The sequence below is a fragment of the Pseudomonas sp. LBUM1652 genome (assembly GCF_059716105.1).
Genome location: NZ_CP166804.1, coordinates 2,880,701 through 2,907,500, shown reverse-complemented (window position 1 = coordinate 2,907,500; position 26,800 = coordinate 2,880,701). Strand labels below are relative to the sequence as shown.

Sequence of the window (26,800 nt, the reverse complement as noted above, 5' to 3'; positions counted from 1 at the left end):
AGAATCCATTGCAGCATCAGTGCATACGAGCAGATGCTCAGCGCTACGCTACCAACTCAACGTAACTCGACTCCCCGCCCGAATCTCACCCTCCATGGTGATGCACCGATTGTTCTTTAGTCAGTGCCTAGCCATCGCTGGCCGTCCAGCGCCACAGGGCCCGGACTTGAAGCCGTGCCCCCGTGGCGAGAGAACTTGCTCCCGCCGGGCTGCGAAGCGCCCTCTGTAATCCTCAGCCAAACCAGCAGAAACTCCAGCGCCCCCAAAACACATCGCAAAACCTCACCGTGTTTAACCTGAATCCCAACCCTGTTTAAAGACACCCATCGTTACGTCATCCCAGGCTACAACGCCTTGCGCCGTTACCTACGACTACGCCAGAATCCGCCGGCTTGTGCGCCTTGAGTGCGGGCTCTATCGTGGGCTGGTCACTGAAAAGCAGTGATCGGGTTTGGTAGCCCGGCATACCCAGGCGCATCGCGCACCTCCTGTAGAGATGGATTTTTCATCTCGGCTTGATGGTGGCCATGCGTAGGGCGTCTTCGGGCGCGCCGGGCTCCTGGGCCGGTCTACCAACCTGTGCATGGCCGCCACCCCTCGTTTGGTAGCGAATGGTGAAGGCTCCTTAATCGTTTTCCCAGGAGTGTCATCCATGTTCAAAATTACGCCCAACCCACCACAAACCGATCCAGCGTCCCCCTACGAATCAGCCGACTCGAAGAAATTCCACGAAGCCGCCGAACGCGCCCTCGACCACTACCTGAAACCCGCAGCCGCCATCAACGCCACGCCCTACAAAACCAGCACTATGTTCTCCGCAAACCCAAAAACCCCGACTGAGGAATTGCTGGTTAACGCCAGTGAATCGCTGGGCTCGGCTTCGGTCATGCTTGGGAATGTGATTGGACTGGTGGACGGGTCGGCTCGCAAGACACTGCAAGGAATTGCGCAGGTAGTGATGCTGGGGGAATTGGCAGTGAATCGGGCGTTGGATAACGTTGTGCCGGTGGAGTAAGTCGTGATCCTCTGGGGCAGCGACAGGTTGTTGCCCCAGAAGGATCAACTACGGACAAAGCTACATGATGCCTCCGCTTTCGGCCGAGGCTATGTAAAAACATTTTTGAGCGCGACGTGCACTCAAACCGGACTGGAAATCGGGTTGCTACGCGAAATCCACGTCTGCTCTGACGTGCCGATACACTTCAGATCTCACGCAGACGCGCACACTTCAAATTTGGAGAAGTGTTTTTAAACACTCTGGGCCAGCAGCGGTCGCTCACTGATAACCGTTTTCGGCCAAAAGCTGCCCGTGGACAGGCTAGTGGAAAAACAGTAATTTTTGAGATAAGGCTGACGAAAAATGGTCAGCAGAGAGTCATTCAATGGGGAGTCCACGTATGCCCACTTTGCTAACCTTTAGGTACCACAATGGGTTCGTATCGCAAGTTGATTTCATCAATAGAGGCGTTTGATCGCTGGGAGCAGCCATGGGAGTTTTATGAGTCGGTATCATCTGCACCATCACTCGACACAAATGACCTCGAACAACTGCGGCGTGCCTGGGGTACAGCAATAGAGAGAGAAGGCTGGCTTGCGAGCAAGGACTTTGCCGATGGATGCTCGCTTGCAGATGCTCGTCTTTCGTCAGGATTCCCATGGTTATCGAACAAAGCACGACAGCAACTTGTCAACGGCGCTTCCTACCAATGGCTGTAACGCTTAACAACTCGCGGAGGGCTGGATCAACGTTGGTACATCTTGTTCAACAGCCCATTATCTGAATGATAGTCAGGGTCGGCTCCAGCCCTTCGCTAAAAGGCAACAACTGGCAGAGATCGGCCATGAGCGGCCACTCGAATACATCACCTTGATCAGCTGTTTTGTAGGTCGAAGCGGTCACCGATGTTCCGCTGCCAACATTGACCTGAACTGAGAAATGATCTCTGAAGATAGCCCGGCACCTTCGAACACTGCGCAGGTGAAGCTAACGGGTGCGGGGCCTGGAGCAGTTATGATGCGGTCTGCAACCACAGCTACCGGACAGTTTCGATAAAGCGCGCGCCCTTTATAACCTACGGCATTCTTTTCTATGAAGTCAGCGCTGTTCGAGGTATGAGGAACCGTGTCGAGAAGCCCGGCCCTAGCAAGTGCCAGCGTTCCCCCACAGATACCGGCAATTGTCGCTCCATTTGAACGACTAGCATGAAGAAAGCCTCGAATATCCGGTGCTTCTGCACTTTCCCAGACCATTCCTCCAATGACGACAACAACGTCCGGTTTCCAGTCCAGACATTGTTGCAAACTGCTATCGACAGTTACAGCCAATCCACCCTGCGAGCGGAACTGACCCGTAGCAGAAGCGAAAAACCTGACGTCGATCCCGTAAAACGGGGACGCAGTTCCAGCAATGAAAGCATATTCCCAGTCCGCAAAACCGGGTGTCAGTATCAATCCCACACGTGCCATCAGTCAGAATCCTCCATGAATGCCAATAACATTTGGCGACAACAAACATACATCAAGGGTTGCTTTGGGTCGATTGAAGCCCCCTTGCAACAGGCTGCGATCGGCCAGAAGCGGACATCGTCTAAAGGAAGCCTTCGGACTAAAAGAAAGGACTTTGCCTTAAAAAGCCGATAGGCTCATGTACTTGTTATCGGTAAAAATCCAAGCGAAGGGACATGGCACTGTCTAAAGGCGATCTCATAAAACTAATAAGCGCTGACCAAGCAAAAATAGTTTTAACTGATTGGATTAAATCTCGCGAGGCAGCGCCAGGAGATATCGCTTTGGTGGAAGAAGTCTATATCGGAGAGGATGGGCAGATCGTTCGTCTTCTGTGCGAATACCGTCCGGGTTTTCTAGAGTGGCGAACGGTGTTTTATGAGACAGGGTTGACTTATGAGTTTCTTCCTGTCCCCCGCTGACGTCGCCACTTAAATTTTTGCCTCCGACAATTACTGCTTCCCCCCAAGAGCTGCTTATGGAACCTAGTTCACCCGAAAGCAAATCAAAAAGAATAGTTCTAACAGTGGTAGTATTTTTACTTTTTGGCGCATGGCTTTATTATGTAGGCTGGGCTTCTAAAATTTCAGCAAGAACAGTTGTGATGCCTGGAATCCCCGAGTGGAGTACATATCTGCTGATCAGCTCCATTACTGGGCTTACCGCTGCAATTCGAACACTCTACAAGCGGCCTGGGCGCAAGACAGCAATACAGGCTCTAAACTCTTTTACTGGATGGTTCTGCTTAGGATTTATTCTATCTCTTAATGGTTATGCCACCGCGGCCTATCTTTTGCCTGGCGAGATTATTAGTTATAAATCTTCATATGAGCTGAGATACCCCGGACCTTCCAGGGGGAAGTTTGGTCGTTGCGAGGCAGGTCTATGGATCGAAGATCAAAGTACAAACCGCTGGATTGAGCTTTGCACGAACAAAATGGATTTGGATAAAAATATACAACAGGGAATGCAGCTCGTATGGGTGAGTGCCCGCACGAATAAAATAGGTAGCTACATTATGAGCTATACTTTTATCTACAATTAAACCCACCAGAATAAAATCTTGCTTTCGTGAGCAATAGATTAAGCGGAAGTTATTCTTTAACACCAAGAACAGCAAGAGCTTGATACTCGATGGCGTACTCTGGGCACTCTGCTCGGGCACTGCGCGGCGGGATATGCCGGAACGTTTCGGCCGACTTGTGGCCGGAAGCGGACGGACATGAGCGGCAGCTAACGGCCAGAAGCGGACGTTAGTGACGTGTAATTACCGACCTATAGCCTCAGAAAACAGCCTCATTTGTGGATCAACAGCGTTGTGAGTCCTTTACAACTCACAAGCGACGCCATCATCGTCGAAGTAGTAAATGTTTTCGTGCTTGTAACCCCACTTACCGTTTCTGATCCGGATATGTGGCTCGAATGTGAAGCACGCCACCTCGCTCAACTTTCGTTCGTTACCCGATTCAATGTAAAGCCTTTGCTCGCGCTGCTCGCAAATACTGTGGCCAACGTTGCCAAGAAAATCGAGATTTTCGAAACCGATATCGATTATTGACTCATTCGCCAACTCGAACAGTTCATTGAACGTGGTTTCAGGACTGACCGTTCGTAGCATGAGGGCATGCAGACTGCGCTCTGCTTCATACCCTCGGGTGAATTCATCACCGAGTGGCACCGATCGACACACACCGTCCTCGACATAGAATGAGCGTGCGCAATCGCCCCAAACACTTCCTGAGCGGGGGCTGAGGTCGACGGTCACAAGATTATTCAGGCCCACTTTTTCGCTGCTTGGTTGATAGTCTCGACCTGACACAGAAATCGAACTGCGCGATCCGAGTAATACGAATGCCGGACAATTGTAATACCAAGTATCGGGAAACCCTGATTGTCTCAGTAAATCAGTTGCAATTCTCGCGATCGAATACTCGGTCAAGTCTGGCTTTATTTGGTCAACGAGCTGCGCCAGGACGGATTTCGCAGCTGTCTGTACAAGTGCATTGCGTGGTGCTGGCATAAGTGAAGCCTCTATCGTCGTCCTTGGATGATGGAGCAGGCGTTTGAGCAAAATTGAACGTCAGCTAAGCCGAGAGCGGTCACTCAAAAATATTCGCAACCGACGCGGCAGTTTGCTCATTTGCGTTCAAACGCCCTGAGTCTGACTGCACTGTTAAATGACGGACAAGTCTTTTGCAAAACGCTCGATCTGGCTGGGAAGGACCAACAAAGACCCATTTATCTGCCAATCGCAGTCGTCATCAGAGGTTGATCCCAAATAGACGCGCAAGAACACCAAGCCCGGAAAAAGAGGGTCCAAGCAGGCCGAGATTGAAAAATCCTCGCTTTCAGAAAGCCAGTCTTTCGCGTCCCCTTCCTCAAGTTGCAGTACCGACGCGAAGAATCCATCCAGTCGAGGCTGCTGATCCGCAGCGGGGATCGATTCCGTTGTAATTTCCGCGCGCAGATGAGTGCCCGAGAGTCGAACAACAATGCAGCCAGGCCGGCCGTTACGTGGCTCGATGGTGAGCGTCAGCCCATCCTGTTGAATTAGTTCTGCTGGCATTGCTGCACCGATGTCACGAATGAAGTGCCGAAATTAATACGTGAATATGCAGGGATTAGGCAAGTTAGACTTTTTAAGCTGGAGAGTCTGCTCCTGGCCAATTGCTGCCTGTCACGAAGGGCTGCAATCGACCCAAAGGAGACGGTCAATCCCGGTGTCAGGTTCAATCCAAAAAATGGAAACTAGGTCGTATGCTTTGTAAATGTTATATCCATAATCGGACGGTCATATTTCAGCAGGTATGCATGATGATGGCGGTACAACTGTAAGAGCAGATCTGTATTGGGGCCAACTACATCCATACCCCTATCGTCATATGGGAAAATCATGACGCGTTTTTTCAAACTGAACAGATAGACATCACAATTGAGCTTAGGCTGAATCACGGCGAAGTCTTTAGCCAATGCACACCAAAGAAATGCGTGGAGCAGGTTCATAGGCGCTTCAAATGCCACGTTGGTCCAATACTCTGGATCATTTTCGCAGTACCACTCAGCTGGATCTATTTCCTCGCTCCAGACTGACCGTTCAGTGGGTATGTCAATGCCGGCGGATCGAAGAGCGTGAATCGCGGCACGATGAGCAAATTGATTGCTTCTGGAGTGAGCGCGCAGGCAAACGACAAGCGCCGTTTCACCAACAAAAACATCGCTGCAAATCTTAATCGATTTTTGCAGTGCTGAAAGGAACTGCTCTATCACCCCGCCGTTTTCGGATAGTGCAAAGCGCAGTCCGCCTGGATATGAGTAGAACAGAGGTCTAACAAAAGCTTTGCCCCCAAAAACCCTCTCAATTTCAAGCTCTAAATTCATTCTATCCCTTCGTGGCTATCAGCCCGAGTCCGTAACCTTGGCGAGGTGCAGGATATTACCGTATATGCAAGATACGAGCTAAAGCTGGCCTGCGAGCGACCGCTTTTTGCCGGAAACGGGCCTGATGAGAACGTCGGCTCTGGGCCGAACGCAGCCCTGTAATACTAATCCCCTCTCCCGTCACAGACCTGTCACACCCAATTGCTAGCCTCATCGCGCCAAAACGCGTCCCTCTTCTCCGAATGCCTTCCAATCCAAGGAACCGCCTAAAGTGTTCCCAACCCCACCCCGCCAAAAAATCATCCTCCGCTCTGAAAACCTCCACTCCGAAGACTTCGGCGCGCTCTTCTCCAAGCTCTTCGGCAACCGCTATTCCGACACCCCGCCTCTACCCTCCAACATCATCATCGGCGGTGTCTATGGCCGTCACGAAGGCGTCAGTTTTCGTCGCATGCATTACCACGGCGATTTCACCGTGACCTTCCCAGACCCGCAGGACGAGATAACTTTCGTCATCCCCACTGCCGGCAGGATCATCTTCAACCACGCCACCGAATCCATCGGCATGGCGCACATCGGTTTAGCCATCGACAAGGCTGACATTCGCTCGATGCACTTCCTGGACAATCACGCGCAGCATGGGATGTCGATTAGTCGGGGTCAGCTCACCGAGCGGTTGTCGATGCTGTTGGGTAAGCCGGTTCTGCAGAAGATTGTGTTTGAGCCGGTGGTGGATCTGAACACGGCGGCGTTTCAGGGGATCAAGGCGTTGATCGATTTGGCAACGGGGACGGAGTTTGATGTGTTGATCAACACCGGCACGTTGATGCCGTCGCGGTTGCGGGAGATGTTGATTGATGCGGTGCTGGAAGCCTGGCCGCACAATTTCACTGAGGCCTTGCGCCGCCCTGCTCCGTTGATTGCGCCGCGGCATGTGAAGTTGGTGGTGGAGTTTATTCAGGCGCATCCGGAGCAGTTGGTGAGTGGTGTGGATCTGGCGCGGTTGAGTAATGTCAGTCAGCGCGCATTGCAGGAGGGGTTTCGGCGGTTTGTCGGGACGTCGATTGTGGCGTATCAGCGGCAGGTGCGGTTGGAGCGGGCTTATGAGACGTTGGCGCAGCGGCATTCGGGGTCGGTGACTGAGGTGGCGTTGCGGTTTGGGTTTAGTAACGTCGGGCGGTTTTGTCAGTATTTTCAGAAGGCTTATGGGGTCAGTCCTGCACAGTTGATCGGTCGGCGTTGAGCGTTGCTCGGGAATATTGATCTGCGACAAGTTTGCTGGCGGACGGCTGGGGTAAGCTGGTTTTGCTGAAGAAACAGCCGTGCAGCCGCACGTCACGGGCCGTGGGCCAAGGTGGCGTCAAATGAATAAAAAACGCATTGTCTGGGGGAGCATTCTCCTGGGCCTTCCGTGTGTCTTGCTTCCCGTACTTTTGATGGGCTATGTCGCCTGGGTGTTGAACCTGGCCGCGACGCAGCAACGTCTGGAATCGCTGGCCGTCGTGGCCTCGAATCGTGCCAACAATACGTTTCATGAAGCGGCCGGCGTGCTGAAGAGCATCGCTGCGTCCGAGCTCGCCCCTTGCACCCCGGACAGCATCGATGAAATGCGTCTGCTGACCATCAACACCTTCTCGGTGAAGTCGATCGGCTACGTCGAGGAAGAGGTTTATGTCTGCGGTTCGTGGGGGACGGTGGGCCATCGGGTGACGCCGTGGAAGGAAGATTTCACCACCGCTGATGGGGTGCGTGTGTCGCTTGGCGTTCAGGCGCGAATTGTTCCCGCCAAGCCGATGATGGCGCTGCAATATGCTGCGTTTAACGTGCTGGTCGACCCTGAGCAGTTTTTGCAGGTGATGGTCGAGGATGATGTGCATCTGATGGTCGGCACCGCCGCCGGGCAACTGGTCGGTGTATCACGGCCGGGGGCGGAGCGGTTCATTAGCCGGGTACATTTGGGCTCGGCCTCGGCGCTGGAGGATGGCTATCTCTATACGCTGGTGCACAGCGGCGACTGGGTGGCGATTGCCGCCGTGTCGCGCCATGAGTTACTGCAGGGGCTGATCCGCAGGGAGATGCTGTTATTGCCGATGGGTGGGCTGCTCGCCGGCATGCTGGTGTTGATGCTCGTCAGGCGTACCCGGCAGCGCTTGTCGCCACTGGCCGAACTTGAGGTGGCGGTGCGCAATCACGAGTTCATCGTGCACTATCAGCCGATCATCGATTTGCACGATGGCGCCTGCGTCGGGGCCGAAGCGCTGGTGCGCTGGCTGCGTCCGGACGGCAGCCTGGTGCCGCCAGACGCGTTTATTCCATTAGCGGAGCAGAGTGGCTTGATTCTGCCGATCACGGATCAGGTCATCGACCATGTGCTGGAGGACCTGGGGCCGCTACTGCTGCAGCAGCGTGATCTGCATGTGGCGATCAACCTGGCGGCGGCGGATGTCAGCAGCGGGCGTTTTCTGCCCCGGCTGCAGGCGGCGATAAGCAAGGCTGATGTGTGGCCGAGTCAGATATGGCTTGAGGCAACCGAGCGCGGCTTTCTGCAGATTGATGCGGCGCGGCAGACCATTAATCGGGCGCGAGAGTTGGGCTTTGTGGCGGCCATCGACGATTTCGGCACCGGGTTTTCCAGCCTGCAGCATCTGCAGCAGTTGCCATTGGATGTATTGAAGATCGACAAGTCGTTCGTCGACAGCATCGACGTCGATCCGGCGGCGTCTTCGGTGACGGTTCACATCATCGAAATGGCCAAGAGTCTGCGCTTGAAACTGGTGGCTGAGGGCATAGAGACCGAGGCGCAGCGCGAGTATTTGCGTGGTCATGGCGTGCACTTCGGGCAGGGTTGGCTGTTTGCCAGACCGATGCCCGTCGCGCAATTTTATGGGTTCCTGCACAAGCATTCGAATACTCAGGCGCCAGTTGGGCAAACACTTGAATGCCTGTGAATGGAGCGCTTTCAGAACTGGTAACTGGCCTTCAGGCTACCGGCGAAACCGTGGCTATCCCCGCCTCCGCTGGCACCCACTTCAGCGCCCACGCTCACCGGGCCAAGGCTGGCCATCAGGTTGACGCCGCCGCTGAACTGATCGCGGTTGTCGAAAGCGGCGCGTTGTTCGACATCCAGCCCCAGTAAGTGACCTTCACTGTCGACCTGATGATTGCCGAGTACATGCTCGTAACCCACGCGCGCACCGGGCACCAGTTGCCAGTTACCCATGGCAATCGGGGTGAAGGACATGTCGAGATTGGCCACGGCGCTGCGGCGGGTTTGTTTGCTGTCGTCGACGTCCAACGACAGTTCGCTGCCCTTCTCTTTGAAGCCTTTCAGATCGAGGTGACTGACACGCACGCCGAGACTCGGCTCCAGAATCACGCCACTTACAGGTACGCGGTAACCCAGCGCCAATGTCGCGCCGGTGAGGTTGCCGTGAGTGTCGCCCTTCGCTGTGCCGAGGCCGCTACCGAGGTCGCGTTTGCTGTCGTAATCGACGTAACCGGCGCTGGCGTTGGCATCGACAAACAGGCCGCGTTCCAGACTGGTGAAACCGTAGCGGGCGCCAATGTTGAAGAAGGTGAAGTCGGTATCGGCCTCGCCACCCGCACCACCGACAGTGCCTTTGCTGTAGCCGAAGCCGCCGCGTGCGCTGAGTTGTTCGGTGAAGCGTTGGGTGATGCCGACCATCAGGCCCTGGCTGTGTTCGTTGCTGCTGTCGGCATGGGCTGAGCCGTCGGTGCCGAGGTAGCCGGCAAGCACGGTTGTCCACAAACGGTATTGGCCGACTTTGAGGTCGGTGCCGCTGGCGAAGGGTGCGGCGGCTTGTTCAATCAGTGCGTTCTGGCGCAGCAGGTAGCTGGCGGCGTCAGCGTGGACTTGGCCGCCTACCGTGGATTCGACGCCGCCGAGGGTGCCTGCGTCGATGGCCGATTGCAGGTAATAGTTGTAAGCGCTGTAGGTGCCGGACAGGTTGGTGTTCTGCAACTGGCGCAAAAGCTCGGCGCCGGCAGCCGCGTTGCCGATCAGGCCAGCCTGACCGGGCAGGCTGTTGTACTCGACCAGTTTGCCGCGCAGGACGTAGATGGTTTCCTGCGACAGGCCCAGGCCTTGTTTGAGGTAGTTGTCCATGCTGCCGTATTCGGCGGTGACTTCATCGAGGCCGGCCTGCAAGTAGCTGGCCTGCACGCCGAGCAGTGGCGCGTAGATGCTCGCCATACTTGCCGGCATTGCTTTCAACGTGGCGGCGACGCGGGCGGCGGTGTAGTCGTTGGTCGCCAGGTAGTTGGCCATGATGGTAGCGTCGTCGACGCCGGCGATGCTTTGCAACACGGCGGCGGTCCAGCCGGTGCGATCCTTGCCAGCGGTGCAGTGGAACAACTGTGCGGCGTCGACGCTGGCGAGTTCGTTGAACAGTTTGCCGAACTGGCCGCGCATGCCCGCATCGCTGACGAACGCGCGGTTGGTCTGTTCCATCATGGCGATGGCGTCGGCGGCGCTTTTGAACGATACCGTGGTGATGTTTGCGCCGGAAGTGGTGCTGCCGATGATGTCGATGTTTTCGTAGGTTGCGCCCGTGAGCAGGGTGTCCGGCGTCGCGGCAATTTCGCTTGGCGTGCGCAGGTCGTAAATGGCGTTGATACCGAGACTGTTGAGCGTCGTCAGATCCGCCGCCGACGGGGTCAGCGCGTTGGAGCGGTAGAACACGCCACTACGCATCGTCCCATCGTGGGCGGTGGAATACGCGGTGGTGAGGCCGGCGATGTCACGGAAGTTATCGATGCTACTCAGACGCGGCGTATCGAGCGCGACGGACTCGGCAGCGTGGGCAGCGGCGATAGACAGGCTCAGAACGGACAGCGAACACAGAAGACGTTGGAACACAGTGCAGCCTCATGGAATAAGCGTTGGGCTGGTGACTATGTGCAATGAAGTGATACGGAATATGACAGATTAAGTTCGAGTGAAAATGGCTGCGCGATTGGGCCGTGGGGTGCGTAATCTGTCCATTAACGGCGACTTCAGCGATTCCCCCCGGCGCTGATGTTTGCCGATGAACTTGATCCGCTACGAGACGATACCCTGATAAAGCGCAGTGGCCGTCAGCAGCGCCGCAACCAAGTGGCAAAAAAAAGCCCGGCGGTTGAGGCCGGGCTTTCATCGAGTATTGCGGTCAAACCTTGCATTCAGACTGCACGGCGTTCGAGCAGACGGTCAGAACCACCTTCGGCTACCCGATTGCCTGTGAGGCGATCCGAACCATCGGCGGCAACGGCGTCACTGAACAGCGGATCGGTTTCAGTAGCAGCAACAGCATCGCTGAACAGCGGATCGGTTTCAGTTGCGGCAACGGCGTCGCTGAACAATGGGTCGGTTTCAGTCGCGGCAAAAGCGTTCAGTGCAAAGATCGAGAAAGCGATGCCGAGGATGGTTTGACGTTTCATGGCGGTGTGCTCCAGAAGTGCAGTGAGTGGGTATGGGGCCGATCTTACGCCGCAAATCTGATATGAAAAACTGATTGAGTTAATGGCTGTTATTGACACAGTCAATGATACCGCCGATCAAACACATTCAGGTCAGGACGCTGTTCGACTCATCCTTGTTCGCCGGTAGAAAAAGCCGGCCCCTCTATGTGATAGACCGTGGGCTCCTGCGAAAAATATTCCTCCAGGCCCAGCATGAATATCCGATGGTCTTCGCTCGCTTCAAAGCCCGGGGTGTGATCTTCCAGTGTTTGCCACTGCACGATCAGGTTGAATTGATGGGGGGTTTCGATCCCCTGAGCGAGCGTGTGACCGATATACCCCTTTGCGCGGCTGAGCAAAGGAGCCACCTCGGCAAATGCATGTCTGAATTTTTCAATGTGTTGCTGGTGAACCGGGAGCAAAGCGATTTCATAAATCATGGCGTTTCTCCAAATCGAGTTTCAATAGTCAACAATGCGCACTGATCAGGTGAGTCTACGGCGCGACGGCAATTGCGATTTTTCCCTGAAGACCGTTGTTGCGACTCTCCAGCCGCGCATGAGCAAGTGGAATGTCGGCAAGCGAATACACAGCCCCCACATGCGGCCGTAGCTGACCGCGCTCCACCAATGCGCTCAACTCATCCAGCTTGCCGCGATTTTGTCGGGTGAATACGAAGTGATAACTGGCGTTCTTGCCCCAGGCCTGAACGAGGTTTTGTGGCTGGGCAATGTCCACAATCGAGACCACCCGGCCAAGTTGCGCGAGTACATCGGGGCTGCGCGACAATGTGTTGCCACCAATGGTGTCGAACACCACATCGACGCCGTGGCCAGCCGTTTCCCGCAGGATGACCTCGACGTAGTCTTCCTTTTCGTAGTCGATCATCACGTCGGCACCCAAACCCCGTGCGAACTCGAAGTTTGCCTCGCGTACGGTAGTGAACACCTTGGCGCCCATGGCTTTTGCCAGCTGTATCGCGACATGACCGACGCCGCCCGCACCGCCGTGAACCAGGATGCTTTCCCCCACTCTGAGCACCGCTCGCCCGACCAGCGCTTCCCACGCCGTCCCGCCAACCAGCGTCAAACTTGCCGCTTCAAGATGGCTCAGCGAAGGCGGCTTCTTGCCAATGATGCTTTCGGCCGCCACGTGGTATTCGGCATAACTGCCTGAGCCTTCAAATATTTGCGGGGTGTACCAGACTTCGTCTCCCGGAGCGAACGCTGTCACCCCCGGCCCGACAGCTTCGACAACCCCAGACACGTCGTGCCCGGTGATGGCCGGCAGCGGCACCAGATCGGGATAATCGCCACGTCGAACCTGGAAATCCAACGGATTGATGGAGGTTGCGTGTACCCGAACCAAGACCTGTCCTGCCTGCGGCACTGGTTTGGGCACGTCGCAAAGTTCGAACGATTCCGGACCGCCAAATGATTTCAGTATCAGCGCTTTCACTGTAAATCCTCATTTCGACAAAAAGGGATATCGAGATTTCTCGATATAATGGGGCAAAAAAAATTACAGATCTTTCCCTATGATCTCGGCAAGCACACGGAGGGTGGCTTCATTGCGTTTGTAGTAAGTCCACTGACCGATGCGCGTGACTTCGACCAGGCCTACTCGTTGCAGCGTTGCAAGATAAGACGACACCGTCGACTGCGAAAGCCCGACGCCTTCTTGAATACTGCTGACGCAAACGCCCACCGTGTGAACGTCCCCTTCATCCTGTGGAGGGAAGTTCTTCTCGGGGTCCTTCAAACCGGTCAGGATTTCAAGACGTGTACGGTTTGAGAGTGCTTTGAATATTTCGAGTAAGTCCATGCCGCGAGAATATCGACATTTTTCGATATGTCAATACGAAAAACATCCTCACCCGTTATGGTTTCAAGGCGTGATCGTCTGCAGTGTCGGAGACGGCCATTGATTTCTTCTCCGGGACCACAAAACTCACTGTCGTGCTGGTGAGTATTTTGTGAGTCGGATCGGCTACTTCCAGAAGAACCTTGTGAGCGCCGGGCGTCAGTCCCACCAGAATAATCGGGCCTTCGCTGGTATGTGCCCATGTGCCCTTCCAGTCGTCGACGGTCACATGGAGGTGCCCGAGACGCGGTGATACATCGGCAGCCGTTTTGCCAAATACCGGCATGACCCTGGCGTGATCCGCTTGATATTGAATAATGACAACACCACGGGCGAGTGGCTCGGCAAGCGGCGCGTAGGCAATGAGTTTCGGCGCAGTTTCAGAGTCCAATGGCAGTATTGCCGGTGGAGAATCGGCGTTTGCTATCCCTACTCCGCACACGGCGGTGCAAAAGAAGGCGCTCAATGTCAGGGCCAATAGATTTCCGGAAGCGAGGGGCATGGGTTTTCTCCCGCATTATTTCATTCAAGCCTAGTTCAAACCAATGGTTGCTGTTGCCCCTCGTGGCCGAGAGCGATGCCGAGGCGCGCATGCGGCGGCGCTGGACTGGCCTTCTCGTGGGGGGCGCTGCGGGGACGGCGGTCGTTCAAGCGCTTGCGCGCAAAGTTCTAGCGCCTCTTTTAAAAAGCACTCACTCTTGATCGGTCGAATATTCAAGCGACTGAACTCAACCACTGGGCATCACCAAACATGAACCAACTGTTAGCCATTCGTGTGTTTGCCCGGGTCGTCGAAGCCGGATCATTTGTAAAGGCTGCGGACTCTTTGGAGATGCCTAAAGCGACCGTAAGCAAGTTGATTCAAGACCTCGAAAGTTTTTTGCGGGTGCGCCTGCTCCAACGCACCACGCGCAGTGTGACCGTCACCGTCGAAGGGGCCAAATATTACGAACAGACCGCTCGAATCATTCGCGATCTTGAAGAGATCGATTCCTGCCTTCAAAGCACGCGACTCAATCCTGGCGGCACCCTTCATGTCGATGTAGGTGGTTCCGTGGCCACTTCGTTGATCATTCCGGCCTTGCCGGCGTTTTTTGCGCGGTTTCCCGATATCAAGATCGACCTTGGCGTGAGCGACCGGCATGTCGACTTGATCAGTGAAAACGTCGACTGTGTGATTCGCGGTGGCGCCCTCCGGGAGCAGTCATTGGCGGCAAGGTTCCTGGGCGAGGCTTCTTGGACCACCTGTGCCTCACCGACCTACTTGCAGCGATTGGGTAAGCCTGCTCACCCGACGGAGCTGGAGAAGGAGCATCGCCTTGTCAGTTATCAATCGGCGCGCACCCGTCGAGCGGTCCCGGCAGTGTTTCAGCGCGGCGAAGAGAACATCGAGGTGATCGGCAACAGTGCGTTGAGTGTCAATGAAAGCAACGCGCACATTGCTGCTGGACTGGCGGGGCTGGGTGTAATCCATACGTTCAGTTATTCCGTGCAGTCTTACATCGAGACCGGCGCATTGGTGGCCATCCTGCAAGACTGGCGTCCAGCCCCCTACCCCTTTCATGTCGCCTATCCGCCGAACCGCAACCTCAGCCACCGGGTCCGTGTGTTCATCGACTGGCTGGTGGAGCACTTTTCCACGTTGCAGTGATCGCTCCACGCAGGCCATGCGCAATCAGATTTGTGCAGCACCACCGTCGACGAACAATTCGATACCGTTGATGAAGCTGCTGTCATCGGAAGCCAGGAACAACACGGCCTTGGCGACTTCTTTCGGATCACCCAGACGCCCCATCGGCACCAGGCTGGCCAGATGCGCGTGCAGACCGTCAACCTGTTCTGCCGGTACCAGGCCTGCCAGACCGGGCGTGGCGACCGGGCCAGGGCTGATGGCATTCACACGAATGTTGCGCGGTTTCAGATCCAGCAGCCAAGAGCGGGCGAAGTTGCGCACAGCGGCTTTACTCGCGCTGTAGACGCTGAAGTTTTCGGTGCCTTGGCTGGCAGTGGTCGACGCCGTCAGGATCACCGAGCCACCGTCTTTGAGCAGCGGCAACGCCTTCTGTACGGTAAAGAGCAGGCCTTTAACGTTAACGCTGAAGATGCGGTCGAAATGCTCTTCGGTGATCGACCCCAGGGGCAACATGTCGCCACCACCGGCATTGGCAAAGACGATATCAAGGTGGCCGGCCTGCGCCGCAATGACCGAGAAAACGTTATCCAGATCAGCCAGATTGGCCACATCGCCCTTGATACCGAATGCCTTGTCGCCAATCAGGGCGACCGCTGCATCCAGCTCGGCCTGACGGCGACCGGTGATGAAAACCGTTGCACCCTGTGCTGCAAACTCCTGCGCGGAGGCCAGTCCGATACCTGTGGTGCCGCCGGTAACCAGTGCAACTTTACCTGCCAGTTTATTGCTCATCTGTGATGCTCCGAGTGACTGCGTAAGTGGGGTTTTAGTTCGGTGCTTCGAACCGGTGAATCCACTCTATGCCTGCCGATTGCACAGAAAAACCGGGTAAATCCGATTTGTCTATCCATCTAATTGGATAATTAAAATCGGTGTATCCATCAGATAACGGCTCGAATCTTCATTCGGAAAAACAAAAAACGCACCCGAAGGTGCGCCTTGATGCGATCCAACAGGATCAAGCGGTGAAACCACCGTCGGCGACGATGTCGGCGCCCGTGACAAAAGACGCTTCAGGGCCGGCAAGGAACGCCACCACACTGGCAATTTCCGCAGACTGACCATAACGACCAAGCGCAATGCCAGGCTTGACGATGTCGCTCACCGGGCCGCCATCGGGGTTCATATCGGTATCGGTCGGGCCGGGATGAACGGTGTTGACCGTGATGCCTTTCGGCCCGAGGTCACGTACGAGGCTGCGATTGAATCCAGTGATCGCGCCTTTGGTCAGGGTGTAGAGGGAGGCTGTCGGGAACGCCGCATAACGGGTCATGGACGAGCCGATATGGATAATCCGGCCGCCTTCCTTCATGAAACGAACCGCTTCCTGGGTGGCGACGAATACGCCAGTGACGTTAACGGCGATCATGCGCTCGTAGGTGTCGAACTCGATGCCCTCGATCGGGCCGCCCAAGGCGAGGCCAGCGTTGTTGACCAGAATGTCTATACGGCCAAACGCCTCAACGGTTTGTGCCACCGCAGCCCGCACGGCGGCGGGTTCACCAGCATCTGCCAGGATCGCCATGGCACGCCCACCGTCATTGGTAATTGCCTCCACGACTTCCTGTGCCTTGGCCGGCGACGCACTGTAGGTCAGCGCAACGCACGCACCGTCAGCGGCCAGACGCTTGGCCACAGCGGCACCAATCGAACGGGAACCGCCGGTAACCAAGGCGACTTTTCCAGCGAGAGGGAGAGTTTGAATGGACATGAACATTTCACTCTTGAGTTAAGGTGAAATCATCATGGCCCCGTGATGATCAATTGATTAGAGTGCAATGACTCACATCATTTTCAAGCATTGCTATCAGGTGATCCATGGAAACACTGGCCAATCTGGAGTACTTCGTCCGTAGCGCCGAGACCGGCAGCTTCTCGGCCACCGCACGGCAGCTCGCGCTGACCCCGGCAGCGGTCAGTCGGAATGTGGCCATGCTTGAGCGCAACATGGGCGTGCGCTTGTTCCATCGTTCCACTCGCAAGCTGACGCTGACTGAAGCCGGAGAGCACTTTCTCGCGTCTATCGGCAGCAACCTCGATGCTTTGCAAAACGCCATCAGCGCTGTCGCAACGGATCAGGGTGAGCCGGCTGGATTGCTGAAAGTCAGCATGGCGCCCACCTTCGGCATCAGTCAGGTGCTGCCGCTGCTGCCGGAGTTTTTGGCCAGGTACCCAAGGATTCGTCCTGAATGGCATTTCGAGAACAGGCAAGTCGATCTGATCGCCGAGGGATTCGACGTGGCTATCGGCGGTGGGTTCGAATTGGCTCAAGGCGTGATCTCACGCCCGCTGTCCCCGGCGCATGTCATCGCTGTCGCGTCACCCGAGTTTATGCGCGGAAAAACGCCCCCTTCCGACCCTCAGGCACTTGAGTCTTTCGAAGGGATTGTCATGCGGTCTGGCCGGACAGGCAGAGTCAGGCACTGGAGCATGCGTAATAAGGAAGGTCTGGAAATGGCGGCTCGCGTCAGGGACTCCCTCATCGTCAACGATCCTGCGGCCGCGCGCGAAGCGGCGTTGCTGGGGTTGGGGGTCGGCTTTCTCGCAATCCCGGATGTGCTCAGTTGGATAGAACGCGGAGACCTGGTGCGATTAGTCCCTGACTGGTACGCCGATGCGGGAACCATTTCCATGTATTTTGCCACCCGTACCCTTATGCCAGCCAAGACCCGGGCGTTTATCGACTTCGTCAGCGAGGTTTTTGAACAGCGACAACTTGCCCGGCAGTTTTCAGGCAGTAACGGCTGACGTTTCTGCGCACCTTCTTCCATCGATCAACAATCGTCCAAAAGCAGACGTCAAACCTGTCACGCGGTTATGATCCCGAACACCCGGCCTCCATGGACTCACGCTGATGCCAAGTTCACAAACCCGCCCTACCCCCGCGCCACTGCTCAAGCCAGGCGAAACAGTGGTGCTGTTCGACGGCGTGTGCAAGCTGTGCAATGGCTGGGCACGGTTTCTGATTCGGCATGATCATCAGCGGCGTGTGCGCTTGGCGGCAGTTCAGTCACCCGAAGGCCAGGCACTGCTGGCGTGGGCGGGTTTGCCGGTGGATCAGTTCGACACCATGGCAGTCATTCGCGATCGGCAATATTGGGAACGTTCCGATGCCTTTTTCGAAGTCATCGGCCAGTTATCCGCCCGTTGGCAACCCTTGCGATTGCTGCGTGTCGTTCCGCGCAGGTTGCGCGATTGGGCCTATGACCGCATCGCGCTGAATCGTTATCGGCTGTTCGGCAAGTACGATACGTGCCTGCTGCCGAATCCTGACCACGAACAACGCTTTTTGAAAACAACGATGCCGTTCGTGGCTAAATCAGAAAACTGACCAATTGAACCGGCGTCATCTTCGTCACCATCATCAGCACTATCACAAACATCCCGGCAAAACCGGCGACGCCCATCCAGAACCACTTTCTGTACACGGCTCGATAATCTTCATTGAGCCCCGTCCCGGCCTCCCCCGCACTCGTTGCCATCACACACAGGCGTTTCTGCAAGACCAACACCGGCAGCCAAAGCGACCCGACACAAAGGAAAATGACCAGCGAGGTCAGCACCCACTCAGTAGTCATGGGCAGGCCCGAGAGCCTCATCAGCAGATAGCCCGTGATGATCTGTACAAAGCCTGCCGGTGTGGTGATCCAGGCATCGAAACGCACGACCATGCGCGCGACGTGGGCGATCACCTGCGGATTGGCCGTGCGGCTCGCGGCGACCAGATAGAGGTAGGAACCCATGCCGAAGCCGAACAGGAAAATCGCCGCGATGATGTGCAGATACTTGAGGCCCAGATAGAGCATGTTCAGTGCTGCCCGTCGAAGAAATGCACGGACAAACTCAGGTTGTCCGGATCATTGATCGCGGCCAGGTATTCGTCGACGCCGACTTCACCCACGCAAGGTCGGGCCCCGGGTTGCGGCACGTAGCCTTGGGCCATTTTTGCCGCCAGCGCCACAGCCGCGCAGCTTGGGATTTCCGGGCCTTTGTCATTGAGTGCAGTCAGTTGCGCAGTCATGGATAGCGGTTGTCCTTCAGCGCCAATCCCCTGAACGTCGATGTACATTGCACTTTTGCCATCGCCGAAACGTTCGAACCGGGTGCCCAGCCGATGCAGTCTTGCGGCCCAAACGGTATGGTCGCGAACCAGTCCGGTCTTCAGCGCCTGCGCCAACAGAGCGTTGGCGATACCGCCCAGCTTCAACCCGGCGCCAGCCTTGAACCTCAGGGTTTGCGCGCCATAGCGGCCGGCAAAAATATCCATGTCCGGCACATCGACGTTGGCCAACAAACGGGTGCCCAGTTGCGGCATCTTGCGCAGGGTCAGATCCTGCCAACCCGACACCTCATGCACCTTACCGTCCTTCAGTTGTTTGATCGGTTTGCCTGCGTAGGCCAGAACACCTTCAATCGTCGACAGCCCCGGCATCTTTGCCGAAGAAGAAATGCCGTGTTCGATCGAGTCGATCCGTGCGAAGCGATGGCGTTGCTGATCGATGATCGCCGATGAAAGTGTCGGCACCGAACTGCAACCACTGAGGATCGCCACGCCCGCCGCTTTCGCACTGGCATCGAGAACGCCCACGGCATTGACGAAGGTTCGGCAGTCCGCCAGATCGCAATAGTTCACCCCGGCAGCGATGCAGCTTTCGGCGACCGCATAGGATTGGCCCTGAAACGGCCCGCCGGTATGAACCACCAACTGGATGTTCAATGAACGCAAAACCGAGCTGAACTCCGCGCCCATGGCATCACCGCACCAGCCTTCGGCGACCGTGCCGTACTGGCGGTTCAACTCGTCGAGCTTGCGCTGCAACTTTTGCGCATCACGTCCCGAGAGCAAAAGTTCCACACCCGGCATGACCGCCAAATGCCTGCAAACGATGCTACCGAAATTGCCGTAGCCACCGACCACCATCACCCTGAACGGCATTTAACGCTTCCCTAAATGACAGGCTGTTCTCAGCCAATTTCGACACGGACCTACCGGCGTGAAGAATATAGAGCCGAGCGTCAGCTAGCCACTCAACAAATCCAAGGCGCCTGCGTGGTCACGTCAGATCGAGACTTGCTCAAGAAAGATCAACTGCAACGGCTCAGCGAGCAGATCATTCGCCGCTGCAGCAAAGCGCTGGAAGTATGGCGTGGCGAAATGCGCGTCCAGCGCCGCTTGATCCTTGAATGCCTCACGCATGTAGAACGTGTCGCGCTCGTCACGCAGTTCAAACAACACATAGTCGAGATTGCCAGGCTCAGCTCGTGTCGGCTCAACCAGTGCCAACAACCCTTCTTTCAAGGCCTGCTCCTGACCCGTTTTGGCCTTGAGCACGGCAATTGAAACCAACACTTCAGCGGATGTAGTCATCATCAATTCTCCAAAATCCAAAACAGGTATTAACGGGTAGGTGCTGGCGCCGCATCGATTTTCAGGCGTAGCAGGCTGTAGGGTTTTTGCCGCTGATCCTGACCACCGCGAAACGCCGCTTGGCGGTGTAACTGGTTGGCGATGAAATACAGATAACCGTCGGGACCGATCGATAAGGTGTCGGGCCAGAGCAGACGCGGGTCGTGCACCAATGTCTGCCATTGGCCATCCGGCAGGCGCTTGCGGATCGTGTTGTGCTCGTAGTCCCCGGCATAGACAGCGCCTTCGGCATCCGCCTCCATGCCATCGGACGCGCCCTTCTCACCCAGATCCTGCACTGCGGCGGCCAGTTGCTGTTCGCTTACGCGGGTGTCACGCAGCAGCGCTGTGGATACGGCATACAAATGCCGGCTCGACAGTGGCGTGAAATACAGCGTCTTGCCGTCCGCCGACAGCGCGATCCCGTCGGATGCCACGGCCAGCGGTTTGCGTTTGCCGTCAGGTCCTTCGACCGTCACTGCCAAGCCTTCAACCACCGGTACAAAAGCCGGATCAACCGAGGTTGCCGGTACGCCGCTCAAGCGGCGCATGGCACGGCCAGTGGCGATGTCCATGACGATGATCGCCCCGGGGCCGCGCAAGGATGAGTCAGTGAGGTAGACCGTGCCTTCGGCGCCGGTGCGAAAGTCGAAACGCATGTCGTTGACGTAGGTAGTGGGCAACATGACGTTCTCTGGAAACACCAGGCGCTTGACGACTTTGTTGCTGGCAAGGTCTACCGCCACCAGCTTCGCGCCACGCGGCTTCGGTTCAGCGAAGCCCGGCGCGGCCGTGTCGAGCAGCCAGACGCGGCCCTGCCCGTCAGCAACCACACTCTGTACGCTGATCAGACCATCGCTCGGATCGTTGGGGTTTTCCCGGTTGATCGCGGCGTTCGGATAAGCCACTACCTGGCCGTTGCGGATCTCGCCCACGGTGAACGGTACGTTGTCACCCCAACGCGGAAAGTTGACGAAGATCCGCCCGGTCTCACTGACCGTTACGCCGGTTGGCATCGCGTCGTAAAACCCATGGACCTGTTCCAGTTTGCCGAAGGATCGATCAGCGGGTGCATCCGCCGTTAAAGGAATGGCGCTGATCGCATGAGCGAGCGGCGTCGCCAACACAGCGGCCGAGACCATGGCCAACATTTTCATACGCATAACGTGCTCCTGGGGGCGGCTTCGAAGCCCCCCTGTGAATGTCTGGGACGGCGCTGATCAGAACCCTTCGAGGACAATTTTTCCCCGGGCTTTGCCGCTCTCGACCAAAGCATGGGCACGTCGCATGTTCGCTGCGTTGATCGCGCCGAAATGCTCGCCCACGGTGGTCTGCAGAACGCCCTGATCAATCAGGCCCGAGATCCGGTCAAGCAAGTGATGCTGCTCGATCATGTCCGAGGTTTCGTACAGCGAACGGGTGAACATCAGTTCCCAATGCAGCGACAGCGACTTGCGCTTGAGCGGCATCACATCAAGACGCTCGGGATCGTCGATCACGCCCAGACGCCCTTGCGGCTTGAGGACTTCAATCAGTTGTAAAAAGTGTTGCTCGGTGTGGGTCAGACTGGCGACATAGTCGACTTCGGCAAGGCCCAGCGCCTGCAACTGACTGAGCATCGGCTGGCGATGATCGATGACGTGGTGCGCGCCCAATTGCTTCACCCAATCCGCCGTTTCCGGACGTGAAGCCGTGCCGATCACCGTGAGGCGGGTCAACTGTCGGGCCAGTTGCACCAGCATCGAACCCACGCCGCCCGCCGCCCCGGTGATCAACAGGCACTCGCCCTCCCCTGAACCCTCAACGACACCGAGCCGCTCAAACAACAACTCCCAGGCAGTGATCGAGGTCAGTGGCAACGCGGCAGCAGCGCCTGCGCTCAAGGATCGTGGTTTGTGCCCGACGATCCGCTCATCCACCACATGCAATTCGCTGTAACTGCCAGCGCGGGCAATCGAGCCGGCGTAGAACACTTCATCACCGGGTTGAAACAGCGTCACGTCAGAACCGACCTCGCGGACGATACCTGCGGCATCCCAGCCGAGGATTTTCGGTTCTTTGGTGAAAGTACCGGCCCGCACTTTGGTATCGACCGGATTGACTGAAACCGCGCGCACTTCGACCAGCAGATCCCGTGGGCCGGGTACTGGCGCAGTCATCTCGATGTCCTGCAATGACTGTGGATCTTCAATGGGTAGGGCGTGCTGGGTGAAGGTGATGGCTTTCATGGAAACTCGCTGTCTGAAGGGCCGATACGTTGATATGCCGCCATTTTCGGCTTCCCACGGACAAAGAAAAACCTGCAGAATGCGCCAACACTTTCACTGCAGGAGTGAAAATGATCCGCATCGATGATCTTGGTTTGTTCATCCGCAGCGCAGCGCTGGGCAGCTTTACCGCCGCGGCGCTGGAGACTGATCTGTTGCCCGGTCAGGTCGCTGCCGCCATCAAACGCCTGGAGCGCGAGCTGGACGTTCGTCTGTTCGCGCGCACTACGCGCAGCCTGAGGTTGACCGCCGAGGGCGAGCAATACCTGCCCACTGCGCACGCCGTGCTGGAGGCGTTGAAGCAAGGCAAGGAAAACCTGCGGGGTGAAAACGCCACGCTACGCGGCGTGCTGCAAGTCACCGCGCCTTCTGACTTGGGGCGCAATATTTTGCTGCCGTGGTTAACCGCGTTCCGTCGTCAGCATCCGGAACTTACCCTGCGCTTTGTCCTGTCGGACCAAATGGCCGATCTGTTCCGCGATCCGGTGGATGTCGCCATTCGGTATGGCTCGAACGAAGACGCCAACTACGTGGCACTGCCTCTGGCGCCCTGGAACCACAGAGTGCTGGTGGCCTCCCCGGACTACGTGCAACGTCACGGGCAGCCAGCAACCCCCGATGAATTGTTGCAGCATGCGTGCCTGCTCTATCTGCAGGCGGGCCGGGTCTACGACAAATGGTGCCTGGGCACGCAAACGATTCAAGTCTGCGGCCCGCTGTTCAGCGACGACGCCGATGTGGTTCGGCGCTGGGCACTGGACGGTGAAGGTATCGCTTACAAATCCTGGCTGGATGTCAGCGCGGATGTGGCGGCGGGACGGTTGATCGTGCTCCTGCCGGACTATCCCGGTGAGACCTCGCCGCTAAGCCTGGTATCTCCACATCGCAAGCAGATTTCCCCCGCGGTGTCGCAACTCTATACGTGGTTGAGCAGTCAATTTGCCGCCCTGCAACCGGTTTGCCCCTGATGCTGAACAAAAAATAAATGAACCCGTCACACCTCGCGCCGCCTAAGAAAAACCATCAGGAGGTAGCCAATGCAAATCGAAACCGTGTGGATCGTACTGGCGGCAGTTCTTCTGCTGATCGAACTTTGGGCCATCAATCGGGTGCGTAAAAGTGAGGGAAAATCGAATAACAAGGGAGTTTGGATCGTGTTGATTGTGTTTGTGCCGCTGTTCGGGCTGATTGCCTGGGCGATCGCTGGTCCCAAACACATCAGCCAGAATACGGCATCGCATCCCGGTCGCTGAAAAAGCACCGCGCCGGCTTCACGCATAAGAATCTCGATGGTCTTCGGACCAATCCCGTCAAACTCCGCCAGGCGCGTCTCGAACGCTTGGCGGTCTGCGCTCGCCGCAACAATATTGCCGACCTTTCCCACGTACTCATGATTGAGCTTGTGGGCCAAGAAGGACATGGCGGCCGAAAATATGGCGGCGTAAATGTCTGAAGGCACCCGAGGCCCGGCAGAACATGCCGGGCTTTTTTTGCGTTAATTTCACTACCACTCACTGCCGAATATCGAGGGTGCCTACGTCTGCTCAATCCACCCGGGTATCACGCTGGAGGCGGTTGTGGGTCGTCTTGTCAGTGAAGAGATCATCGACGGCAAGGTTTGTGTAGCGCTCGATGCATGTCGGCCGGAGCGATTTCTGCAAATTTAAGCGGCGCTTGATGCAAATTTCTCGACTGCGGATTTGACGTCCGCTGTGACATTCAACTGAAAGACTCAGATAACGGACTCCCCCTCGTAACGGAAGACACCTCATGTTAGAACGCAACACACTGGTACCAGAATTAATGGTCACCCAATTGGAGGCCAAGTCATGCTGGAACAAGTTGATTCGCATGCTAATCAATGGCTGACCGCTGCGCTGTCTGGACGAGCGGCCAGTCAGTTCAATCTGATGGTTCGCCATTGCCTCCCACAATTCCACTAACCTCATCACACTCAAGGACACTAACCTTCATGGATGAAACCATCACTTACCGAGTCGCAACCGCCGCCGATGCACTGACCCTGTGCGAGCTGGGCCAATTGCTAAACGCGGTGCACCACGCTGCCCGCCCCGACATCTACGCCGCCGCCACCGAAGATTTTTCCCGCGACCTGCCGCACTGGTCAGGGGTTTTCGAAAAGCCGGATCAGATTGTCTTCATCGCCCACGTCGGCGATCAGGCTGCGGCTTTTATCACGGCCAATCTGTCGGCAAGCGCCGGGCCGCTGATGCAGCCGCAAAAGGTCGTTCGCATCGGATCGGTTTGCGTAGCGGAGCAGTTTTCCGGCAAAGGCATTGGTCGCGCGCTGCTCCAGCTCGTCAGAGACTGGGCAATTGAACATGACGCACAGGATTTGCGGTTGACGGTCTGGCCATTCAACGAACGCGCGGCGCGCATGTACGCCGAGTTTGGTTTTGAGAATCGTGCCGTCGAGATGGGTATGCGTCTGGCGTGAACTGACAGGTTCGGACGAAGAATTCGTCTACGCTCACTCCATCGCATCCCCTGCCATTGGCACGATTGGAGACTCCGACATGATTCGCACTCTGCTGGCCGCCCTGACTTTGCTAGCCCTCAGTCATCAGGCCTACGCTGACGTGACGCCCTTCCCTGCGGCCTTTCGGGTTCAGGAAATCCCGGTCGATGGCGCGACGATGCACGTGCGCATCGGTGGCAAAGGCCCTGCGGTGGTTCTATTGCATGGCTTCGGCGACACCGGCGACATGTGGGCGCCGATGGCGGCCGATCTGGCGCGCGACCACACAGTGGTGGTCCCGGACCTGCGGGGCATGGGTTTGTCGTCGATCCCGGAGGACGGCTACGACAAGAAAACTCAGGCCGCTGACATTCGCGCAGTTCTGAGTGCGCTGAAGATCGAACACTCTGTGGTCATCGGTCACGACATCGGCACCATGGTCGCCTTCGCCTACGCAGCACGCTACCCCGAGCGTACCGAGCGCTTGGTAGTGATGGATGCGCCCGTCCCCGGCATCACGCCATGGAACGACATCGTGCGCTCGCCGATGCTCTGGCACTTCGACTTCGGCGGTGCCGACATGGAGCGCCTGGTGGCGGGCCGCGAACGCATCTACCTCGACCGTTTCTGGAACGAATTCGCCGGCACGCCCGCGAAGATCGATGAGGGTACCCGCCAGCATTACGCCAAACTTTACGCTCGGCCCGGCGCCATGCGCGCCGCGTTCGCCCAGTTCCGCAGCATTCGCCAGGATGCCACCGACAACGCACCCGTGTTGCAGAAACGCCTGACCATGCCGGTGCTGGCCGTCGGCGGCGAGAAGTCCTTTGGCAACAATGAGGCAATCGTCATGCGTAACGCGGCGGACAAGGTGACGGAAGTGGTGATTCCGGGGGCGGGGCACTGGCTGATGGAGGAAGCGCCGGCACCAACGATCAAGGCTGTTCGGGACTTTATCTCGATGTGAGGAAATGAGGTTGCCTGCGTCCTGCCCATGCGTCAGGATTCCATCCCTTTTGGGCCATTGGGCAAGCGACCGACACGCCCTTCGATCGTCGATATTCAACTGACAAGCCGAGTAGTCACCATGAACCGTCAGAAAAAACTGCAGCAGTTGTTCAAGGAAAAAGCCAAAAAGGCCAGCGCGAAACTCGCGCCGAAAAAGCCCAAATACATCAGCAAGGCTGATCGGGCCAAGCTGGAGGCTGAGGCGGCAACTTCGACCGGGAGCCCCGCGACCACTGATTAATCCGGACACTGCATCAGCGGGAGGCATTCAATGGATCTGAAGTTCAGTCACGTCGATGTGCTGGTCAACCATCTCGAGGACGCGTGTGCCTACTACGCGCAGATCCTCAAAGCCAATATCTCCAAAACCCAGACATGGCAACGCGGTGGCCTGCATGTGCGCTACGCCGTCGCGATGATCGGACAAGAGCGTTTCATGCTGGTGCAACCGCTGGAAGGGAACTTGAAGACGCTGCTCGATACCGTCGGCGAAGGAATGATTTACCGTCACTGCTACACCACACCGGACATCGAGAAAGCTTATGACGACCTGCTGATCGCCGGTGTGCAGCCTGAAGATGAAAATGGCAATCCATTGACACGCCAACACCTGCAATCCCCTTCCGGGACACGGATTATCTGGCTGCCGAAACGCTTCGGTCACTTCTCTATTGAAATTCTGGAAGAACAATCACTGGAAGCGTTCATTGAAACTGCGTTTGCTTGAGTGATGAACAACT

General features: G+C 56.7%; 32 protein-coding genes and 2 pseudogenes. 16 read left to right on the top strand and 18 right to left on the bottom strand.

Features of this window, described 5'->3' with window-relative positions; all coding sequences use genetic code 11:
- Positions 1-652: 652 nt before the first annotated feature.
- Together ACA069_RS13275 and ACA069_RS13270 are read left to right on the top strand one after the other, a co-directional pair.
- Positions 653-1,015: a DUF6124 family protein gene (locus ACA069_RS13275; RefSeq protein ID WP_401265084.1), complete on the top strand. Its 363-nt coding sequence runs from the start codon at positions 653-655 to the stop codon at positions 1,013-1,015.
- Between the two features lie 413 nt (positions 1,016-1,428).
- The gene (locus ACA069_RS13270) at positions 1,429-1,716 is read left to right on the top strand and encodes a hypothetical protein (protein WP_497617937.1); all 288 of its coding nucleotides are present in this window, start codon (positions 1,429-1,431) and stop codon (positions 1,714-1,716) included.
- 180 nt (positions 1,717-1,896) lie between these two features.
- On the opposite strand, the gene ACA069_RS13265 is transcribed toward ACA069_RS13270, so the two are convergent.
- Positions 1,897-2,466, bottom strand: a complete 570-nt coding sequence (locus ACA069_RS13265) for a DJ-1/PfpI family protein (protein ID WP_497617936.1) — start codon at positions 2,464-2,466, stop codon at positions 1,897-1,899.
- Between the two features lie 215 nt (positions 2,467-2,681).
- Between ACA069_RS13265 and ACA069_RS13260 the strand changes: the two genes are divergently transcribed.
- Positions 2,682-2,927, top strand: coding sequence for a hypothetical protein (locus tag ACA069_RS13260; RefSeq protein ID WP_497617934.1), 246 nt, complete (start codon positions 2,682-2,684; stop codon positions 2,925-2,927).
- 56 nt (positions 2,928-2,983) lie between these two features.
- Positions 2,984-3,550 carry a hypothetical protein gene (locus ACA069_RS13255; RefSeq protein WP_497617932.1) on the top strand — a complete coding sequence of 189 codons (567 nt, stop codon included), beginning with the start codon at positions 2,984-2,986 and terminating at the stop codon, positions 3,548-3,550.
- Between the two features lie 282 nt (positions 3,551-3,832).
- Here ACA069_RS13255 and ACA069_RS13250 read toward each other — a convergent pair whose 3' ends face one another.
- The 3 genes from ACA069_RS13250 to ACA069_RS13240 all read right to left on the bottom strand — a co-directional run bounded on the left by ACA069_RS13250 (position 3,833) and on the right by ACA069_RS13240 (position 5,883).
- Entirely contained in the window at positions 3,833-4,525 is a 693-nt protein-coding gene (locus tag ACA069_RS13250; RefSeq protein ID WP_497617930.1) for a M24 family metallopeptidase, read from the bottom strand.
- Positions 4,526-4,678: 153 nt separating this feature from the next.
- Positions 4,679-5,071: a hypothetical protein gene (locus ACA069_RS13245; RefSeq protein ID WP_497617928.1), complete on the bottom strand. Its 393-nt coding sequence runs from the start codon at positions 5,069-5,071 to the stop codon at positions 4,679-4,681.
- A 182-nt stretch (positions 5,072-5,253) separates the two neighbouring features.
- Complete coding sequence (locus tag ACA069_RS13240) at positions 5,254-5,883, bottom strand: DUF3885 domain-containing protein (RefSeq protein WP_497617927.1); 630 nt, start codon at positions 5,881-5,883, stop codon at positions 5,254-5,256.
- A 271-nt stretch (positions 5,884-6,154) separates the two neighbouring features.
- Here ACA069_RS13240 and ACA069_RS13235 point away from each other — a divergent pair, with 271 nt between their 5' ends.
- Positions 6,155-7,126: a helix-turn-helix transcriptional regulator gene (locus ACA069_RS13235; RefSeq protein WP_497617925.1), complete on the top strand. Its 972-nt coding sequence runs from the start codon at positions 6,155-6,157 to the stop codon at positions 7,124-7,126.
- 121 nt (positions 7,127-7,247) lie between these two features.
- Entirely contained in the window at positions 7,248-8,831 is a 1,584-nt protein-coding gene (locus tag ACA069_RS13230) for an EAL domain-containing protein (RefSeq protein WP_497617923.1), read from the top strand.
- Between the two features lie 11 nt (positions 8,832-8,842).
- Here ACA069_RS13230 and ACA069_RS13225 read toward each other — a convergent pair whose 3' ends face one another.
- The 6 genes from ACA069_RS13225 to ACA069_RS13200 all read right to left on the bottom strand — a co-directional run bounded on the left by ACA069_RS13225 (position 8,843) and on the right by ACA069_RS13200 (position 13,708).
- Complete coding sequence (locus ACA069_RS13225; RefSeq protein ID WP_497617921.1) at positions 8,843-10,762, bottom strand: tyrosine-protein phosphatase; 1,920 nt, start codon at positions 10,760-10,762, stop codon at positions 8,843-8,845.
- Positions 10,763-11,064: 302 nt separating this feature from the next.
- Positions 11,065-11,322: a hypothetical protein gene (locus ACA069_RS13220; protein ID WP_401265097.1), complete on the bottom strand. Its 258-nt coding sequence runs from the start codon at positions 11,320-11,322 to the stop codon at positions 11,065-11,067.
- A gap of 149 nt (positions 11,323-11,471) precedes the next feature.
- Positions 11,472-11,783, bottom strand: a complete 312-nt coding sequence (locus ACA069_RS13215; protein WP_497617919.1) for an antibiotic biosynthesis monooxygenase family protein — start codon at positions 11,781-11,783, stop codon at positions 11,472-11,474.
- 55 nt (positions 11,784-11,838) lie between these two features.
- On the bottom strand, positions 11,839-12,801 hold the full coding sequence (locus ACA069_RS13210; protein ID WP_497617917.1) for a zinc-dependent alcohol dehydrogenase family protein: 963 nt from the start codon (positions 12,799-12,801) through the stop codon (positions 11,839-11,841).
- 63 nt (positions 12,802-12,864) lie between these two features.
- Positions 12,865-13,167, bottom strand: a complete 303-nt coding sequence (locus tag ACA069_RS13205) for an ArsR/SmtB family transcription factor (RefSeq protein WP_187678678.1) — start codon at positions 13,165-13,167, stop codon at positions 12,865-12,867.
- 55 nt (positions 13,168-13,222) lie between these two features.
- The gene (locus ACA069_RS13200; RefSeq protein WP_497617914.1) at positions 13,223-13,708 is read right to left on the bottom strand and encodes a DUF6130 family protein; all 486 of its coding nucleotides are present in this window, start codon (positions 13,706-13,708) and stop codon (positions 13,223-13,225) included.
- A 249-nt stretch (positions 13,709-13,957) separates the two neighbouring features.
- On the opposite strand from ACA069_RS13200, the gene ACA069_RS13195 reads away from it, so the two are divergent.
- Positions 13,958-14,857, top strand: a complete 900-nt coding sequence (locus ACA069_RS13195; protein ID WP_497617912.1) for a LysR family transcriptional regulator — start codon at positions 13,958-13,960, stop codon at positions 14,855-14,857.
- A gap of 24 nt (positions 14,858-14,881) precedes the next feature.
- Here ACA069_RS13195 and ACA069_RS13190 read toward each other — a convergent pair whose 3' ends face one another.
- Both ACA069_RS13190 and ACA069_RS13185 read right to left on the bottom strand, forming a co-directional pair.
- Positions 14,882-15,631, bottom strand: coding sequence for an SDR family NAD(P)-dependent oxidoreductase (locus tag ACA069_RS13190; RefSeq protein WP_401265109.1), 750 nt, complete (start codon positions 15,629-15,631; stop codon positions 14,882-14,884).
- 226 nt (positions 15,632-15,857) lie between these two features.
- Complete coding sequence (locus ACA069_RS13185; RefSeq protein WP_489881197.1) at positions 15,858-16,610, bottom strand: 3-oxoacyl-ACP reductase family protein; 753 nt, start codon at positions 16,608-16,610, stop codon at positions 15,858-15,860.
- 107 nt (positions 16,611-16,717) lie between these two features.
- Here ACA069_RS13185 and ACA069_RS13180 point away from each other — a divergent pair, with 107 nt between their 5' ends.
- Both ACA069_RS13180 and ACA069_RS13175 read left to right on the top strand, forming a co-directional pair.
- The gene (locus ACA069_RS13180) at positions 16,718-17,647 is read left to right on the top strand and encodes a LysR family transcriptional regulator (RefSeq protein WP_497617909.1); all 930 of its coding nucleotides are present in this window, start codon (positions 16,718-16,720) and stop codon (positions 17,645-17,647) included.
- Between the two features lie 106 nt (positions 17,648-17,753).
- Positions 17,754-18,230: a thiol-disulfide oxidoreductase DCC family protein gene (locus ACA069_RS13175; protein WP_489881199.1), complete on the top strand. Its 477-nt coding sequence runs from the start codon at positions 17,754-17,756 to the stop codon at positions 18,228-18,230.
- Here ACA069_RS13175 and ACA069_RS13170 read toward each other — a convergent pair.
- From ACA069_RS13170 to ACA069_RS13150, 5 genes are all read right to left on the bottom strand, one after another.
- Entirely contained in the window at positions 18,214-18,705 is a 492-nt protein-coding gene (locus ACA069_RS13170) for a DUF2269 family protein (RefSeq protein WP_187678684.1), read from the bottom strand. The genes ACA069_RS13175 and ACA069_RS13170 overlap by 17 nt on opposite strands.
- 2 nt (positions 18,706-18,707) lie before the next feature.
- Positions 18,708-19,835, bottom strand: coding sequence for a saccharopine dehydrogenase family protein (locus ACA069_RS13165; protein WP_497617907.1), 1,128 nt, complete (start codon positions 19,833-19,835; stop codon positions 18,708-18,710).
- 123 nt (positions 19,836-19,958) lie between these two features.
- Complete coding sequence (locus ACA069_RS13160) at positions 19,959-20,267, bottom strand: putative quinol monooxygenase (protein ID WP_497618235.1); 309 nt, start codon at positions 20,265-20,267, stop codon at positions 19,959-19,961.
- Between the two features lie 29 nt (positions 20,268-20,296).
- Positions 20,297-21,469 carry an L-dopachrome tautomerase-related protein gene (locus ACA069_RS13155; RefSeq protein ID WP_497617905.1) on the bottom strand — a complete coding sequence of 391 codons (1,173 nt, stop codon included), beginning with the start codon at positions 21,467-21,469 and terminating at the stop codon, positions 20,297-20,299.
- A 57-nt stretch (positions 21,470-21,526) separates the two neighbouring features.
- Entirely contained in the window at positions 21,527-22,534 is a 1,008-nt protein-coding gene (locus tag ACA069_RS13150) for a zinc-binding alcohol dehydrogenase family protein (protein WP_497617903.1), read from the bottom strand.
- 110 nt (positions 22,535-22,644) lie between these two features.
- Between ACA069_RS13150 and ACA069_RS13145 the strand changes: the two genes are divergently transcribed.
- Both ACA069_RS13145 and ACA069_RS13140 read left to right on the top strand, forming a co-directional pair.
- The gene (locus ACA069_RS13145; RefSeq protein ID WP_497617901.1) at positions 22,645-23,541 is read left to right on the top strand and encodes a LysR family transcriptional regulator; all 897 of its coding nucleotides are present in this window, start codon (positions 22,645-22,647) and stop codon (positions 23,539-23,541) included.
- 69 nt (positions 23,542-23,610) lie between these two features.
- Positions 23,611-23,826 carry a PLD nuclease N-terminal domain-containing protein gene (locus ACA069_RS13140; protein WP_187678691.1) on the top strand — a complete coding sequence of 72 codons (216 nt, stop codon included), beginning with the start codon at positions 23,611-23,613 and terminating at the stop codon, positions 23,824-23,826.
- Here ACA069_RS13140 and ACA069_RS13135 read toward each other — a convergent pair.
- Positions 23,826-23,984: pseudogene (locus ACA069_RS13135) on the bottom strand (DNA methylase); the annotation flags it as partial. The gene ACA069_RS13140 and the pseudogene ACA069_RS13135 overlap by 1 nt on opposite strands.
- A 103-nt stretch (positions 23,985-24,087) precedes the next feature.
- On the opposite strand from ACA069_RS13135, the pseudogene ACA069_RS13130 reads away from it, so the two are divergent.
- The 5 genes and pseudogenes from ACA069_RS13130 to ACA069_RS13110 form a co-directional block, all read left to right on the top strand.
- Positions 24,088-24,240: pseudogene (locus ACA069_RS13130) on the top strand (FAD-binding oxidoreductase); the annotation flags it as partial.
- A 305-nt stretch (positions 24,241-24,545) separates the two neighbouring features.
- On the top strand, positions 24,546-25,031 hold the full coding sequence (locus tag ACA069_RS13125) for a GNAT family N-acetyltransferase (RefSeq protein ID WP_497617898.1): 486 nt from the start codon (positions 24,546-24,548) through the stop codon (positions 25,029-25,031).
- Between the two features lie 79 nt (positions 25,032-25,110).
- Positions 25,111-26,019, top strand: coding sequence for an alpha/beta fold hydrolase (locus tag ACA069_RS13120; protein ID WP_497617896.1), 909 nt, complete (start codon positions 25,111-25,113; stop codon positions 26,017-26,019).
- Between the two features lie 120 nt (positions 26,020-26,139).
- A complete protein-coding gene (locus ACA069_RS13115; RefSeq protein WP_401265141.1) occupies positions 26,140-26,301 on the top strand; it encodes a DUF2986 domain-containing protein in 162 nt (53 codons plus the stop codon).
- 30 nt (positions 26,302-26,331) lie between these two features.
- The gene (locus ACA069_RS13110; RefSeq protein ID WP_497617894.1) at positions 26,332-26,787 is read left to right on the top strand and encodes a VOC family protein; all 456 of its coding nucleotides are present in this window, start codon (positions 26,332-26,334) and stop codon (positions 26,785-26,787) included.
- The last annotated feature ends 13 nt before the right edge of the window (positions 26,788-26,800 follow it).